Origin of the sequence: Kribbella sp. NBC_01245 (genome assembly GCF_036226525.1) — a bacterium.
Taxonomy (GTDB): domain Bacteria; phylum Actinomycetota; class Actinomycetes; order Propionibacteriales; family Kribbellaceae; genus Kribbella.
This window is the reverse complement of the sequence record NZ_CP108487.1, coordinates 4,667,543-4,680,400: the sequence shown is the minus strand read 5'-3', so window position 1 is coordinate 4,680,400 and position 12,858 is coordinate 4,667,543. Positions and strand designations below refer to the sequence as shown.

Below are 12,858 nucleotides of genomic sequence, written 5' to 3'. Positions count from 1 at the left end.
ACCTTGGCGCTGGGGCATTGCGGGGCATGCCGGGGCAGTGAATCCAACTGCCCTCGCTGGTCGGCCGGGGTCTACCGGTGTGCCCGCAACAGGTCCGCCGCCAGTGTTGCCGTACTGGCAGCAACCGTCAGTGGTTCGCCGATTCCCTCCTCGGCTCGCCCGGCCATCGTCGATCCCGTCGCATCGGGCCCTGCAGAAAACAGCGTCTCAAGGTGGTCTAGTGCGTCCCTGGTCTCTGACTCGCAGATCTCCTCAGCCAGCAATTGCTTAATGCGCGCGGCAAGGCCGTCTGTCTCATAGGCGGTCAGCAGACGGTAGACGTCGTGAGCATCCTTATCCTGGAGACGATCGGAATTCGGGTCATCGACACGTTCGGCGATCTTGTGAAGCTTGGCGATCAGCAGAGCGGCTGGTCCCGCAACCTTGACGGTGTAGCGGCGATTGTCAGCTGGGTCGAGGGCAGCGACCTCCATGGGGGAGTAGTCGACCAGGGCAGCCTCAAGTCCGCGGGCCCTGCGTGCGGCGCCCTTGCTGTGGGGCGGAATCCGCGCACCGCGGGCTTGTTTACCGCCGCCTCCGGCGAGTGCCTCCGGCACCATCAGGTCGACCTCGAACCCGGCCTTGTTGACCCATGCGCCCGGCTGCTTCTTGCGTGGATCGGGGTTGGGGATGAACCCGGCCCGGGTCATCGCCTGCTCGAGTAGCGGCTCCTCGGCGAGTTCTCGTGGATCGACTGCGAGATCGCTGTCCTTTGTTGCTTCCGCAAGTGCGACCTGTGCCCGGATCTCCGAGGTCCGGAGGTAGACGGCTTGTGCTCCGATCACGATCACCGCGTCGCGGTGTTGCTCCAGGGCGACCAAGGCGTCGAGTAGGGCGCCGCGGGCCGGGACGAGGAGATCCGGGCTACTTGCGCCAGGTGCGTTCATTCTGTTCCATCCATCCGATCAGTTCTTCGCCCTCGGACGGATTCCGCCCAGGACCAGTCAGCAGGTCCACCGCGACCTGACTGGGTGCCGCGAGCTGGCCGCCCCAGCTGGTGGCCACCACGGTGCGTGCGAAAGCAAAGTCGTCGGCGGGCTCGGCGAGGACGACGTTCGCGCCGACGTCGGCCGGCCGGAGGTCCCACGCCTCGGCGGCCGCCGAGGGATTGGTGGTGTAGATCATTGCGGCCCTGGTGGGTGCATAGTGAGCCCACTCTGCAGCCGCGATAGTTCCGGTCGCCGCGTAGGTCAGATCACCTGTGGCGGCGATTCGGCGTTGGAGGGACTCGAGTCCGCGTGGCGCCAGCCAACGGGTTGTCCGGTTGTCTCGGACGAAGATGTAATCCTGGCTCCAGCGGCGGAGTAGCCGTTCCCAATCCGGCACCTGTATGCGTGGACCGGTCCGTTGAATGAGTTCCTCCTCCTCGAGGAACTCGACTACGCGGTACGCCGACCCGGTCGAGGTGCGCGCTTCGTTGACGAGCTCGGTGATCCGCCAACTGCGGTCGAAGTCGAGCAGCGCTCGCACCAATTTGGCGGCGACAGGTCCTCTCAAATCGCCTCGCGGCCGGCCAGGGCCGCGCCAGGGGTCGCTGTCGGCGCCACGGTCGGACAGGAAAAGGAACAGACCGGGCCGTTTGACCTGGAGCCGGATATTGCCGGTGGCGTCGACGAACGACACCCCGGCGTCGGTGAGTCGGTCGCGTACGGGCGGTGCCAGGTAGCGGCTGAAGAGGATGGGGGTGCTGTCCGGGTATTGGTCGGCAAACGACCGAAGGTGCTCCCAGACAGCGGCCAGGTCCCTGCGCCCGACCGAGCGCTTCACCTCGACTACGGCATTGGTGGCCTCGCCGTCGTCGGTGGTGATCACGAGCAGGCCGTCCGGCCCGTCGGTCTCCGAATGCAGCTCTTGTACTCGCCATAGCTCGGGCAATCGCTCTTTGAGGAGGGCGAGGCCTCGTTCGTACAGCTCTCGGTCGGTCTGGGGTGGATCGTCCTTGCTCACGGTGGTCACCTCCTCCGCATTCGGGTTATACCATACCTCCGTTGGCAACGGAATCAGCTAATTTCCCGAATCATTGCCTAATTCAGCCCCACTCATCCGTCGTGTGGGCCTACTGGCTGGCGGCGAGGAATGGCGGTGGACCTCGGCTCTGGCCATCGAGGCGGTCGGGATTGGCAGGGGAAACGCGAAGCCCGGCCGACTCACCGTCCGGAGAGCTGCCAGGCCCACTTCCAGGAGCTACAGCCCCTGACGACATTGAGTTTATGTCTTTGGTGGCGGTGAATGCTGGGGCATTGCAGGGCAGGTCCGGGCATACCGATCGCGTCCGGCGGCGGGTGCGGCGCCGGCCGGACGCGACCTTTGGGGGAGGGCCAGGAGCCACCCGACTGGGGGGTAGAGGCCGTGCAGCTCCTGGCTACAGATGAGACGACCCCGCCCCGTGTTCATGACGCGACTTCCCATGCACATTCTGTGACCCCCATCACCCGCCGGGCCCACCTGCCACGGCGGGCGTGTGCGGGGGTGGGTTAGGCGGGGGTGTATTGGATGTCGAGGGTGGCGGTGGTGAAGGTTAGGGAGGTGTAGAGGGCTCGGGCGGGGGTGTTGGTGCCGTCTACGTAGAGGACGATTCGGGGGAGGCCGCGGGCTTGGAGGTGGTGGAGGCCGGCGAGGGTGAGGGCTTTGCCTAGGCCGGTGCCCTGGTGGGCGGGGTCGACGCCGACTACGTAGACCTCGCCGACGCCGTCTTCGACCTTGGTCCAGTGGTATCCGGCCAGTTCGCCCGAGGCGCGGTCGATCGCGAGGAAGAACCCGGCCGGGTCGAACCACTCCTGGCCGAGGCGTTCGTCCAGGTCGGCCTGGGTCCACGAGCCCTGTTCCGGGTGGTCTGCGAAGGCGCGGGCGTTCACGGCCAGCCAGGCCTTGTCGTCCTGACCCGGTAGGAACGTGCGCAAGTCGTACGCCGGAGGCATGGCGAACTCGGGCAGTGGGCCGGCCGTTTCGGCATCCCGCGCGAGGAAGAACAGCTCGCGCGTCACGATGAGGCCGAGTCGCGCGGCCAGTTCGTCGGCACCGGGGAGCCGGCCGTGCGCCCAGATCCGCAATCGTGGACCGGCCGCGTCGAGGAGGGCCCGCACGAGCTCGGTGCCGAAGCCCTTTCGCCTTGCGGATAAGGCCACCACCACCTCGGCAGAACCGTCCGGGTCGAGATGGGCGTAACCCGCGAGGGCCTCATCGTCGTACCGCAGCAGGTGAACGCCACCCTCGCCACCGGCGGCCAGGTTGAGCCGGGTGGCCTCGTTCAAAGGCTGTACGCCGTCGCTGTCCGCAGCGGCGCGTGCGAGTTCGGTGATGGCGGCGATGGTGGCCTTGGGCAACGGTGCGGTAACGGTTTCGACGGTCACGCCCACCACCGTAGGGGGTTGTGTGCGAGTTTTCCCTTCAGACCCGTTCAGGCCTTGGTGTGGCCAGAACCGTCGGGTAATTTGCGCCTGTTCGCCGCTCAAAAGACGAGTGTGAACACCGCTCAGACAACGGAGTTTAGAGATGGCCTTCAGAGGACGAGACAAGACGTCGCTGCGCGGCCGCAGGGCTTTGGCCCTGGTGGCGGCTTCGGCAGCCGTGACGCTCGGCATGGCCACGGGGGGAACCGTGACCCAGGCTGCGCCGGATTCGCACAAGCCGAAACCGACGCACACGCAGGTGCACCTGCTGTCGATCAACGACTTCCACGGCAACCTGGTGCCGAACGCCCCGACCAGTTCGTCGGGCCACGTGAACGGCACGCCGGCCGGTGGCGCGGAGTACCTCGCGACCCACCTGCAGCAGCTGCGCCAGGCGGCCCGGGCCAACGGCCAGGAGAGCATCACGGTCGCCGCCGGTGACCTGATCGGCGCCTCCCCGCTGCTGTCGGCCGCGTTCCACGACGAGCCGACCATCGAGGCGATGAACCTGATCGGCCTGGAGGCCACCTCGGTCGGCAACCACGAGTTCGACGAGGGCTGGCGCGAGCTGCTCCGGATGCAGAAGGGCGGCTGCCTGCCCGACGGCGACGGCGCCAACAACCAGAACTCCTGCCCGGACCCGGAGCAGGAGTTCGAGGGCGCGGACTTCGACTTCCTGTCCGCGAACGTCTTCTTCGAGAAGAACGACAAGACCCTCTTCGCGCCGTACACGATCAAGAAGCTGAAGGACGGCCGCAAGATCGGCTTCATCGGCATGACGCTGGAGAACACGCCGAACATCGTCACGAAGTCCGGTATCGAGGGCCTCAAGTTCACCGACGAGGTCGAGACCGCGAACGCGCTGGTGCCGAAGCTCAAGGAGAAGGGCGTCGAGGCGATCGTCGTACTGCTGCACGAGGGCGGCATCCCCGCCGACCCGAAGGCGTACAACAGCTGCCCGGGCATCTCCGGCCCGATCGTCGACATCGCGAAGAACCTCGACGCCGAGATCGACGCCGTCATCACCGGTCACACCCACCAGGGTTACAACTGCTCGATCGCCGACCCGGCCGGTGCGCCGCGACTCGTGACGAGCGCGTTCTCGTTCGGCCGGCTGGTCACCGACATGCGGGTGAGCATCGACAACTTGACCGGTGACGTCGACCGGGCGAACACGATCGCGAACAACCTGATCGTCACCCAGGACGTGCCGAAGGCGCCGAAGGTGACCGACCTGATCAACAAGTACAAGGCCCTGGTCGCGCCGATCGAGTCCAAGGTGATCGGCCACATCACCACGCCGCTGGTGAGCCGTACGCCCGACGACTCGGGTGAGTCGCCGCTGGGCAACCTGATCGCCGACGCGCAGCTGGCCGATCCGTCGACCGTGACGGGCGGCCAGACCCCGGTGGTCGCGTTCATGAACCCGGGCGGTATCCGGTCGGACCTGGTCGCCACGAATGGGGCTGTGACGTTTGGCGCGGCCTTCACGGTGCAGCCGTTCAACAACTACCTGGTCTCGATGGACATGACCGGTACGCAGATTCGCGCGTTGCTGACCCAGCAGTTCACCGGGCTCAACCAGGTGGCGAACAAGGTCTTGCAGGTGTCGGGTATCACCTACAGCTGGAAGGCGGGCGCCACTCCGGGCACGAAGGAGGTCGTGGCCGACTCGGTGAAGATCGCCGGTCAGCCGCTCGTCGACGGTACGACGTACCGCATCGTCACGAACAACTTCCTCTCCGACGGCGGTGACGGCTTCCCGGCCTTCGCCACGGCGACCAACAAGTTCTTCGGCGGCCTCGACATCGACGCCTTCGCGAACTACCTGACCGCCCACGACCCCTACACCCCGGGCCCCACCGACCGCATCACCGTCGCTCCCTAACCCACCCACCAACGGCCCGGCCCCTCCACGCGAGAGGCCGGGCCGCTGGCATGCGCGGCAAATTGGCCATTGGCCCTGCGGCAGATTGGGCACACCAGTTGCGGCAGATTGGGCACAGACCTTGCGGCAGATTGGGCACACCGCGGTCAAAAGATGGCACAATCGAGGCATGAGTCACGCTGAACTGCCGCTCGGCCGGGTGGTGCCACGCCATGCTCAGCGATTGATTGACGAAGCGCTCGCCGATACACGTGTGGTCCTGGTCAATGGAGCCCGCCAGGGCGGTAAGAGCACACTGGTCCGAATCGCGGGAGCCGCTCGCGAGGCAAGCTGGCAGACGTTGGACAACGAGACCAGCAGGCAGGCCGCCCAGGAGGATCCAACGGGTTTTGTCGCGCTCGGTTCGCCGATGGTGATTGATGAAATCCAGCGGGCGCCAGACCTCTTGCTGGCGATCAAGGAGAAAGTTGATGCCGACCCGCGGCCCGGTCAATTCCTGCTGACCGGCTCAGCGCGCGTCCTCGGTCTGCGCACGCTTCCGGACGCCTTGCCCGGCCGGATGGAGACGATCGAGCTCTGGCCCTTTTCTCAAGGTGAGATCGATGGAACGCCGGACCGTTTTGTGGACGCGATCTTCGCGCATGGAGCTGAGCTGGAACATCACTCCAGCCTGAATCGGGCGGACTACGCCGATCGGGTCGTACGAGGCGGTTATCCGGAGGCGGTGGCAAGAACCCAGCCGAGGCGGCGAGGCCGGTTCTTCGATTCCTACGTCGACGATCTGATCGCACGGGACGTCAGCCAGCTCTCGGAGATCGAGCGGATCGGTGAGATGCGAGCCCTGATCCGGCTTCTCGCGGCTCGCTCGGGTCACTTGCTGGTTCCCAACGCGTTGGGAAACGAGGTTCACCTGGACCATCGAACGGTCGGCCGCTATCTGCATTTGCTGGAAGAAGTGTTCCTGATCAAGCGGGTACCGGCCTGGTCGCGCAACCTCAGTAGCCGGGCGACCGGTACGCCGAAGGTGGCCATGGTCGATTCGGGTATCGCGGCCAACCTGCTTGACGCCGATGTCGTGCAATTCAAGCGCCCGGGAAGCGTCTTCGGTCCGCTGCTCGAGGGGTTCGTACTGATGGAGCTGGCACGTCAGCTGACCTGGTCCGATGAACGGGCCGAGCTGTCGCATTACCGCACCCGCGACAAGGTGGAGGTGGACGCCGTTCTGGAGAACCGCCGTGGCCAGGTGGTTGGTGTGGAGGTGAAGGCCTCGTCGACGGTCCGCGCCGAAGACTTTCGCGGACTGACTCACCTGGCGGAGCGGCTCGGTGATGATCTGCTCGCCGGCGTGGTGCTGTACACCGGCGAACGGACGCAGGCGTTTGGTCCCCGCATGAGGGCCATGCCGATCAGCGCGATCTGGGAGCTCGCGCCCTGACTCACGTCAGCGGGCAGAGTCAGCGGGCTAGAGGAGGGCGACGCGGAGGAAGGTGGTGACGAAGGCCAGGGCGGTGAGGGTGGCGGCGGCTTTGGAGCCGAAGCCGTGGCGGATGGCCTGGACGTAGACGGCGATGGTGAGCGGGGCGAGCATCACCAGCAGGGTGGCGGCGCCCGCGCGGACACCGATGTGGGTCTGGCCGACCGCGACCGCGCCGAGCAGCAGGCCGAAGGTCAGACCGAGCCAGGTCGCGGTCAGCACCGGTCCCGAGCGCGGGGTACTGCGAGGGGTACTACGGGCATGGGCTGCGTGAGCCATCGGACACCTTCCGTACGCGGCCACCATCAGACAGTGACCGAATACGCACGGTAGCACCAGCCGCGCGAACGCACACCAGCGAAATAATCACAGCCCGCGAAGGTTTGAAAGGGTCCGATCAGGCGTTCGAATCGGCGGTCTCGCGGTCCTGTTTGGCCGGCGGGATGACGAAGCGGTAGCCGACGTTGCGCACGGTTCCGATCAGGGATTCGTGCTCCGGGCCGAGCTTGGCGCGCAGCCGCCGGACGTGCACGTCGACCGTCCGGGTGCCGCCGAAGTAGTCGTACCCCCAAACCTCCTGGAGCAGCTGCTCACGCGTGAACACCCGGCCCGGGTGCTGCGCGAGGAACTTGAACAGCTCGAACTCCTTGTACGTCAGGTCGAGCGCCCGGCCGTTCAGTTTGGCCGTGTACGACGCCTCGTCGATGACCACGTCGCCGCTGCGGATCAGGCTGGTGTCGGGGTCCTCGTCGCGGGCTGCCGCGAGCCGGCCGATGACCAGCCGCAGGCGGGCCTCGATCTCGGCCGGGCCGGCCGTGTCGAGCAGTACGTCGTCCGCGCCCCAGTCCGCGTTCACCGCGGTCAGACCGCCTTCGGTGACGACCAGGATCAGCGGTACGTCGATCCCGGTGGTGCGGATCAGGCGGGACACCGACCGGACGTTGACGAGATCGCGGCGGGCGTCCAGCAGCACCGCGTCGGCGTCCGGGGCGTCCACCAGCGCGGCCACCTCGGAGGGCAGGATGCGGATCTGGTGGGGCAGCAGGGCGAGCGAGGGCAGCACCTCGGTCGAGGCCTGCAGCGCGTTCGTCAGCAGAAGCAACGTGCTCACGCTGTCTCCTTGTGCTGGTCGTCGGATCCGTGGGGTGGACCCGGTCCTGATGCACGTCGAGCCCGGGGCGTCATTGCCCTGGGCCCGAGACACACTGGTTGAAACAGCAGGTAAAGGTTCTGAAAGGATACTCCAAGTCCCGACATATGAGGCAGGTGTCCCAGTGGCGACGGTCACGGTGCGGTATTTCGCGGCGGCGCGAGCGGCGGCCGGCGAGCCGGTTGAGAGCGCTCAGGCGGCCTCAGTGGCCGAGTTGGTCGCAACACTCGGTGACGGACGTCCGGAACTGGCCAGAGTGCTCGGCATCAGCTCGTTCCTGCTGAACGGCGACCGGGTCGAAGGCGACGTCGCGCTCGCAGACGGTTCCGTGGTCGACGTACTGCCTCCCTTCGCCGGGGGATAGGCCCCTGCCACGGGTAGATTCCTCCCGTGGCACAGGACTCGGGGACACTGCTCACCACCGTTGGACGGGCCGGTGGGCTGTTCGCGAAGGCGTGGCCGCGCCTGCTCGCCGTCTTCTTCATCGCAGAGCTGACCCACCTCGCGGTCCAGTGGGTCGCGGTCCGGGCCGGCGCCAAGGTGGATGCGGGCGGTATCGCCCTGCTGGCGCTGCTGGCCCTGATCACACTCGCGATGTACGTCGTGATGTTCCTGGTCTTGCGTGGGGAGTTGCCGTACCACCGCCGGGCCGTCGAAGAGGGCAAGCTCGCGCCGGACGGGCAGGTCGCGGGCGAGGAGAACCGGCCGCTCGACGCGTTGGCGCACGCGCTTCTGCCGTTCCTGGCGTTCTACGCGGCGTACAAGTTCCTCGAGCAGGAAGCGCTCGACTACGAGTACCTACGCCTGGTGCACCGGATCAACGCCGATGCCGTGACCATCTTTGGCGGTGGCACGGTCGCCGAGCGCCCGGAAGGCCTGCATACGCTATCGACCTGGCTGTTCATCGGGCTGGGCGTAACGGCGTACCTGCTGCGGTTGCTGTTCAAGAGGCGCGGGAAGCGGAGTAAGGCAGGCCCGGCCCAGCGGTTGTTCGTGGCCTATCTCGAAGCGCTCTGGCTGTTTGTGGTCGCGTATCAGGCCACTGCGTTCATCCCAGCGCCCAAGGACTGGCTGGAGGGCCGGCAGGTCTTCGTCTGGATCAAGGATTCGTACGACTGGGCCCTCGACCACGTGCTCGGCGCCGAGCGCGTGCGCGAGGTCTGGGACACCGCGACCGGCTTCGTAGCGGCCGGGATCGGCGATCTGTGGACCGCGGCGGTGCTGCCGCTGATGTGGATCACCATCACCGCGGTCATCTACGGCCGCGTGCTGCACAAACCCGAGCGCACGCTGCCGGTCCGCTGGCGGTTCGACCGGGTCACCAATCGCTGGCAGCAGACGCCGCGGATCGTGCGGGTGGCGGGTAACACCATGGTCGCCGACTGGAAGGACCGCTGGACGCCCGTCGCGGACGCGTTCCGGCTGGTCGCGCGCTCCGGTATCCGGCCCATGCTCGGGTACTTCCTCGCCTGGGCCGTCGTCAACTGGTGCGCCGGCGCCTTCTGGATCGGCATGCGCGACTACGTGATCGGACCGCAGTCGCTGGCGGTCTGGCGGGTCATCGACGAACCGCTCGCGCTGGTGGTAGACGCCCTGCGGCTGATGCTGCAGATCTGCCTGCTCGCGGCGGCGTACGACCGGATGATCGGCGGTCTGGCCGGTTATCTCGAGCCGCAGAAGCCGCTGCCGGTCGACAAGGGTGTCACCGACCTGAGCGCCGCAACCTCGGGAGTGCCGGGTACTTCGGAAGGCTCGTAGCCCAATTCCCGCCCCACGCGTGCACCCATTTGCCATCTGGCGCGACCGCCCGACCGGGTGCATGGTGGGAGCAAGGGGGGCCACCGCGACGACGCTGGGGGGCACTGTCGCGACCTCGCCAGACTCCGCCGCGCTGTGCGGCCGGATGCGAAGGGGAGAGCGATGAAGCGACTCGTGGCGGGATGGATTGTCGTCTTGGTTTCGTGCCTGATCGCGGCCACCATGGGCGCCGCCGGGGCACAGGGGGAAGAGAGTCCGGGCGCACCGGCCGCCGGCGCCGGCAAGGCGGGCGCCAGCGACGTCTACCTGGTGCTACTCGGTGAGGCGCCCGCGGGCGCGTACGAAGGCGGGATCGCCGGCTTCCCGGCGACGAAGCCGGCGGCCGGTAAGCGGTTCAACAAGAAGGACGCGAAGGTCCAGCGGTACGTCAACTACCTGCGCTCCCGGCACGCCCAGGTGGCGAACAGCGTCGGCGCGGTGCGGGAATACGACTACGAGTACTCACTGAACGGCTTCGCGGCGAGGCTCACCAAGGCACAGCTGGCGAAGCTGCGCACGACGTCCGGCGTCGTCTCGATCCAGCGGGACACGCTGTCGCAGGTCAGGACCGACAACACGCCGACCTTTCTCGGGCTGAACGCCGGCGGCGGTCTTTGGAGCCAGCTCGGCGGGCAGGCCAGTGCTGGGGAAGGCGTGATCATCGGTGTGGTGGACACCGGCATCTGGCCGGAGCACCCGAGCTTCGCCGCCGCCGGCTTCGGCCCCGTACCCGCCGGCTGGAACGGGACGTGCCAGTCCGGCCAGCTGTGGAGCCAGCAGCAGTGCACCAACAAGCTGATCGGCGCCCGCTACTTCCACAGGGGCTTCGGCCACTTCGGCGGCGGGCTGAAGGACGACTACATGTCGGCGCGTGACCACGACGGTCACGGCACGCACACCACGTCGACCGCCGGCGGCAACGCGAACGTCAACGCGTCGATCTTCGGACGCAGCTTCGGCACGGTGAGCGGCATGGCGCCCCGCGCCCGGGTCGCGGCCTACAAGGCATGCTGGCCGGGCGGCTGCGCGGTCAGCGACCTCGTCGGCGCGATCGACGCGGCGGTCGGCGACGGTGTCGACGTGATCAACTACTCGATCGGCGACAGCGACCCGGACTTCCTCGACGCTGATGACGTCGCCTTCCTGTTCGCCCGGCAGGCCGGCGTTTTCGTCGCCGCCTCGGCCGGCAACTCGGGACCTGGTGCCAGTACGGTCGACCACGGTGGTCCGTGGCTGACGACGGTCGGCGCGAGCACCCAAAACCGCTCGTTCGTCAGCACGGCGACGCTCGGCAACGGCGCGGCCTACCAAGGTGCGTCGGTCACGCCGGGGCTCGCGGCGACGCCGCTGGTCGACGGTGCCACGGCTGGCAGCGAGGGCTGCCTGACCGGCCTTTCGCCGGCGGCCGTGACGGGCAAGATCGTGCTGTGCAAGGGCAGCTTCTCCCGGGCCGCGCGGAGCCTGGGGGTCAAGAACGCCGGTGGCGTCGGGATGATCCTTTACACGGCGGCCGAGAGCGACGCGCTGCTGAGTGACAACCACTATGTGCCGGCCGTCCACATCCGCAACTCGGACGGCCTCGCGATCAAGGCGTACGCGGCGACCAGTGCTCCGACGGCAGCGCTGTCGGGTGGCGCGAAGGTCTTCGGCGGGGGCAACACCATGGCGGCGTTCTCGTCCCGCGGCCCGCTGGTCGACAGCGCGCGGAGCACGGGTGACCTGCTGAAGCCGGACGTCACCGCGCCCGGCGTCCAGATCCTGGCCGGCAACAGCCCGACCGCGTTCGTCGGCTCGCCGGGCCAGCTGTTCCAGGCGATCGCCGGTACGTCGATGTCCAGCCCGCACACCGCCGGCATCGGCGCCCTGCTGCGGGACCTCCATCCCAACTGGACGCCCGACATGATGCAGTCGGCGCTCATGACGAGCGCCCGGCAGGACGTCATGAAGGAGGACGGCAGTACGCCGGCCGACCCGTTCGACTTCGGTGCGGGCCATATCGTGCCCAACAGCGCGGCGGATCCCGGTCTCGTCTATCCGGCCGGGTTCGACGACTACCGGGCATTCCTGCGGAGCCAGGGGCTGTGCACGCTCTGCTTCGGCACCACCCCGGCTCCGGTCATCGCTCCGACCGACTTCAACGCTCCGACGATCACGGTCCGCTCGCTCGCGGGCGTCCGGACGGCGACGCGCACGGTGCGCAACGTCGGCCCGGCCGGGACCTACACGGTCTCCGTCGCCGCGCCGCCAGGGGTTGACGTCGTGGTCACTCCGAGCGCGCTGACCCTCGGCGCCGGCGCCACAGCCTCGTACCAGGTCTCGTTCACGACGAACCCCACTGCGGTCTTCGACGAGTACAGCTTCGGTTCGCTGACTTGGTCGGACGGTGCCGGCCACAGTGTGCGAAGCCCGCTGGTCGTTCGTCCGGTAAGCATCGCCGCGCCGGCCTCCGTGGCGGGTACCGGGGCGGCCGGATCGCTCCAGTACTCCGTCAAGCTTGGCTACGCGGGCAGCTTCCAGGTTGCGCCGCAGGGTCTCGTGGCAGCGACGACCGAAACGAGGACGGTCGTCGACGACCCGACGGACAACTTCGACGCGGGCGCGCCGGACGCCAACCAGGGCATCCAGGTGCACGAGTTCGCGGTGCCCAGCGGCACGCCGCTGCTGCGGGTGCAGCTGTTCGACGAGTTCACCGACGGCAACGACGACATCGACCTGTACTTGTACCGGGTCGGCGCCGGTGGTGTGCTGACCCTCGTCGGGGCCAGCTTCACCGCCACTAGCGCCGAACTCATCGACGTCGCCAAGCCCGGCGCGGGCACCTACCGCCTATACGCGCACGGCTTCGCCACCGACGGCGCGGACGCGGTCTACACCCTGTTCCGCTGGCTCGTGCCGGACGCCGCCGTAGGCAACATGACGGCGACGTCAAGCACCGCGACCGCCACGGTCGGCGGGACGGCGGACATCACGGTGTCGTGGACCGGCCTCACCCCGGCGGTGAAGTACCTCGGCCGGGTCAGCTACTCCGACGGCACCACCGAGGTTGGCGGCACGCTGGTCACAGTGAATCCGTAGCCGCCATGGGTTCGTGGGGATGGTCTTCCGGCCATCCCCACAACCG

General features: G+C 67.7%; 10 protein-coding genes. 5 read left to right on the top strand and 5 right to left on the bottom strand.

Features of this window, described 5'->3' with window-relative positions:
• Window positions 1-71: 71 nt before the first annotated feature.
• The 3 genes from OG394_RS20925 to mshD all read right to left on the bottom strand — a co-directional run bounded on the left by OG394_RS20925 (window position 72) and on the right by mshD (window position 3,389).
• On the bottom strand, window positions 72-926 hold the full coding sequence (locus OG394_RS20925) for a GSU2403 family nucleotidyltransferase fold protein (protein ID WP_328988691.1): 855 nt from the start codon (window positions 924-926) through the stop codon (window positions 72-74).
• A complete protein-coding gene (locus OG394_RS20920) occupies window positions 904-1,986 on the bottom strand; it encodes a hypothetical protein (protein WP_328988690.1) in 1,083 nt (360 codons plus the stop codon). Before OG394_RS20920 ends, OG394_RS20925 begins: the two co-directional genes overlap by 23 nt.
• A gap of 527 nt (window positions 1,987-2,513) precedes the next feature.
• Window positions 2,514-3,389, bottom strand: coding sequence for a mycothiol synthase (mshD, locus tag OG394_RS20915; protein ID WP_328988689.1), 876 nt, complete (start codon window positions 3,387-3,389; stop codon window positions 2,514-2,516).
• Between the two features lie 142 nt (window positions 3,390-3,531).
• Here mshD and OG394_RS20910 point away from each other — a divergent pair, with 142 nt between their 5' ends.
• Both OG394_RS20910 and OG394_RS20905 read left to right on the top strand, forming a co-directional pair.
• Window positions 3,532-5,316: a bifunctional metallophosphatase/5'-nucleotidase gene (locus OG394_RS20910; protein ID WP_328988688.1), complete on the top strand. Its 1,785-nt coding sequence runs from the start codon at window positions 3,532-3,534 to the stop codon at window positions 5,314-5,316.
• 169 nt (window positions 5,317-5,485) lie between these two features.
• Window positions 5,486-6,751 carry an ATP-binding protein gene (locus tag OG394_RS20905; protein ID WP_328988687.1) on the top strand — a complete coding sequence of 422 codons (1,266 nt, stop codon included), beginning with the start codon at window positions 5,486-5,488 and terminating at the stop codon, window positions 6,749-6,751.
• A gap of 27 nt (window positions 6,752-6,778) precedes the next feature.
• Here the strand turns inward: OG394_RS20905 and OG394_RS20900 are convergent, their stop codons facing one another.
• Together OG394_RS20900 and OG394_RS20895 are read right to left on the bottom strand one after the other, a co-directional pair.
• The gene (locus tag OG394_RS20900; protein WP_328988686.1) at window positions 6,779-7,069 is read right to left on the bottom strand and encodes a hypothetical protein; all 291 of its coding nucleotides are present in this window, start codon (window positions 7,067-7,069) and stop codon (window positions 6,779-6,781) included.
• Window positions 7,070-7,187: 118 nt separating this feature from the next.
• On the bottom strand, window positions 7,188-7,901 hold the full coding sequence (locus tag OG394_RS20895) for a response regulator transcription factor (protein WP_328988685.1): 714 nt from the start codon (window positions 7,899-7,901) through the stop codon (window positions 7,188-7,190).
• A 163-nt stretch (window positions 7,902-8,064) separates the two neighbouring features.
• Here OG394_RS20895 and OG394_RS20890 point away from each other — a divergent pair, with 163 nt between their 5' ends.
• The 3 genes from OG394_RS20890 to OG394_RS20880 all read left to right on the top strand — a co-directional run bounded on the left by OG394_RS20890 (window position 8,065) and on the right by OG394_RS20880 (window position 12,812).
• Window positions 8,065-8,304: a MoaD/ThiS family protein gene (locus OG394_RS20890; RefSeq protein ID WP_328988684.1), complete on the top strand. Its 240-nt coding sequence runs from the start codon at window positions 8,065-8,067 to the stop codon at window positions 8,302-8,304.
• 26 nt (window positions 8,305-8,330) lie between these two features.
• On the top strand, window positions 8,331-9,698 hold the full coding sequence (locus OG394_RS20885) for a hypothetical protein (protein WP_328988683.1): 1,368 nt from the start codon (window positions 8,331-8,333) through the stop codon (window positions 9,696-9,698).
• 162 nt (window positions 9,699-9,860) lie between these two features.
• The gene (locus tag OG394_RS20880; RefSeq protein ID WP_328988682.1) at window positions 9,861-12,812 is read left to right on the top strand and encodes a S8 family serine peptidase; all 2,952 of its coding nucleotides are present in this window, start codon (window positions 9,861-9,863) and stop codon (window positions 12,810-12,812) included.
• Window positions 12,813-12,858 lie beyond the last annotated feature (46 nt).

Coding starts and splice junctions, on each gene's coding strand:
- OG394_RS20925 (WP_328988691.1), bottom strand. CDS start 926: ATGAACGCACCTGGCGCAAGTAGCCCGGATCTCCTCGTCCCGGCCCGC.
- OG394_RS20900 (WP_328988686.1), bottom strand. CDS start 7,069: ATGGCTCACGCAGCCCATGCCCGTAGTACCCCTCGCAGTACCCCGCGC.
- OG394_RS20910 (WP_328988688.1), top strand. CDS start 3,532: ATGGCCTTCAGAGGACGAGACAAGACGTCGCTGCGCGGCCGCAGGGCT.
- OG394_RS20905 (WP_328988687.1), top strand. CDS start 5,486: ATGAGTCACGCTGAACTGCCGCTCGGCCGGGTGGTGCCACGCCATGCT.
- OG394_RS20880 (WP_328988682.1), top strand. CDS start 9,861: ATGAAGCGACTCGTGGCGGGATGGATTGTCGTCTTGGTTTCGTGCCTG.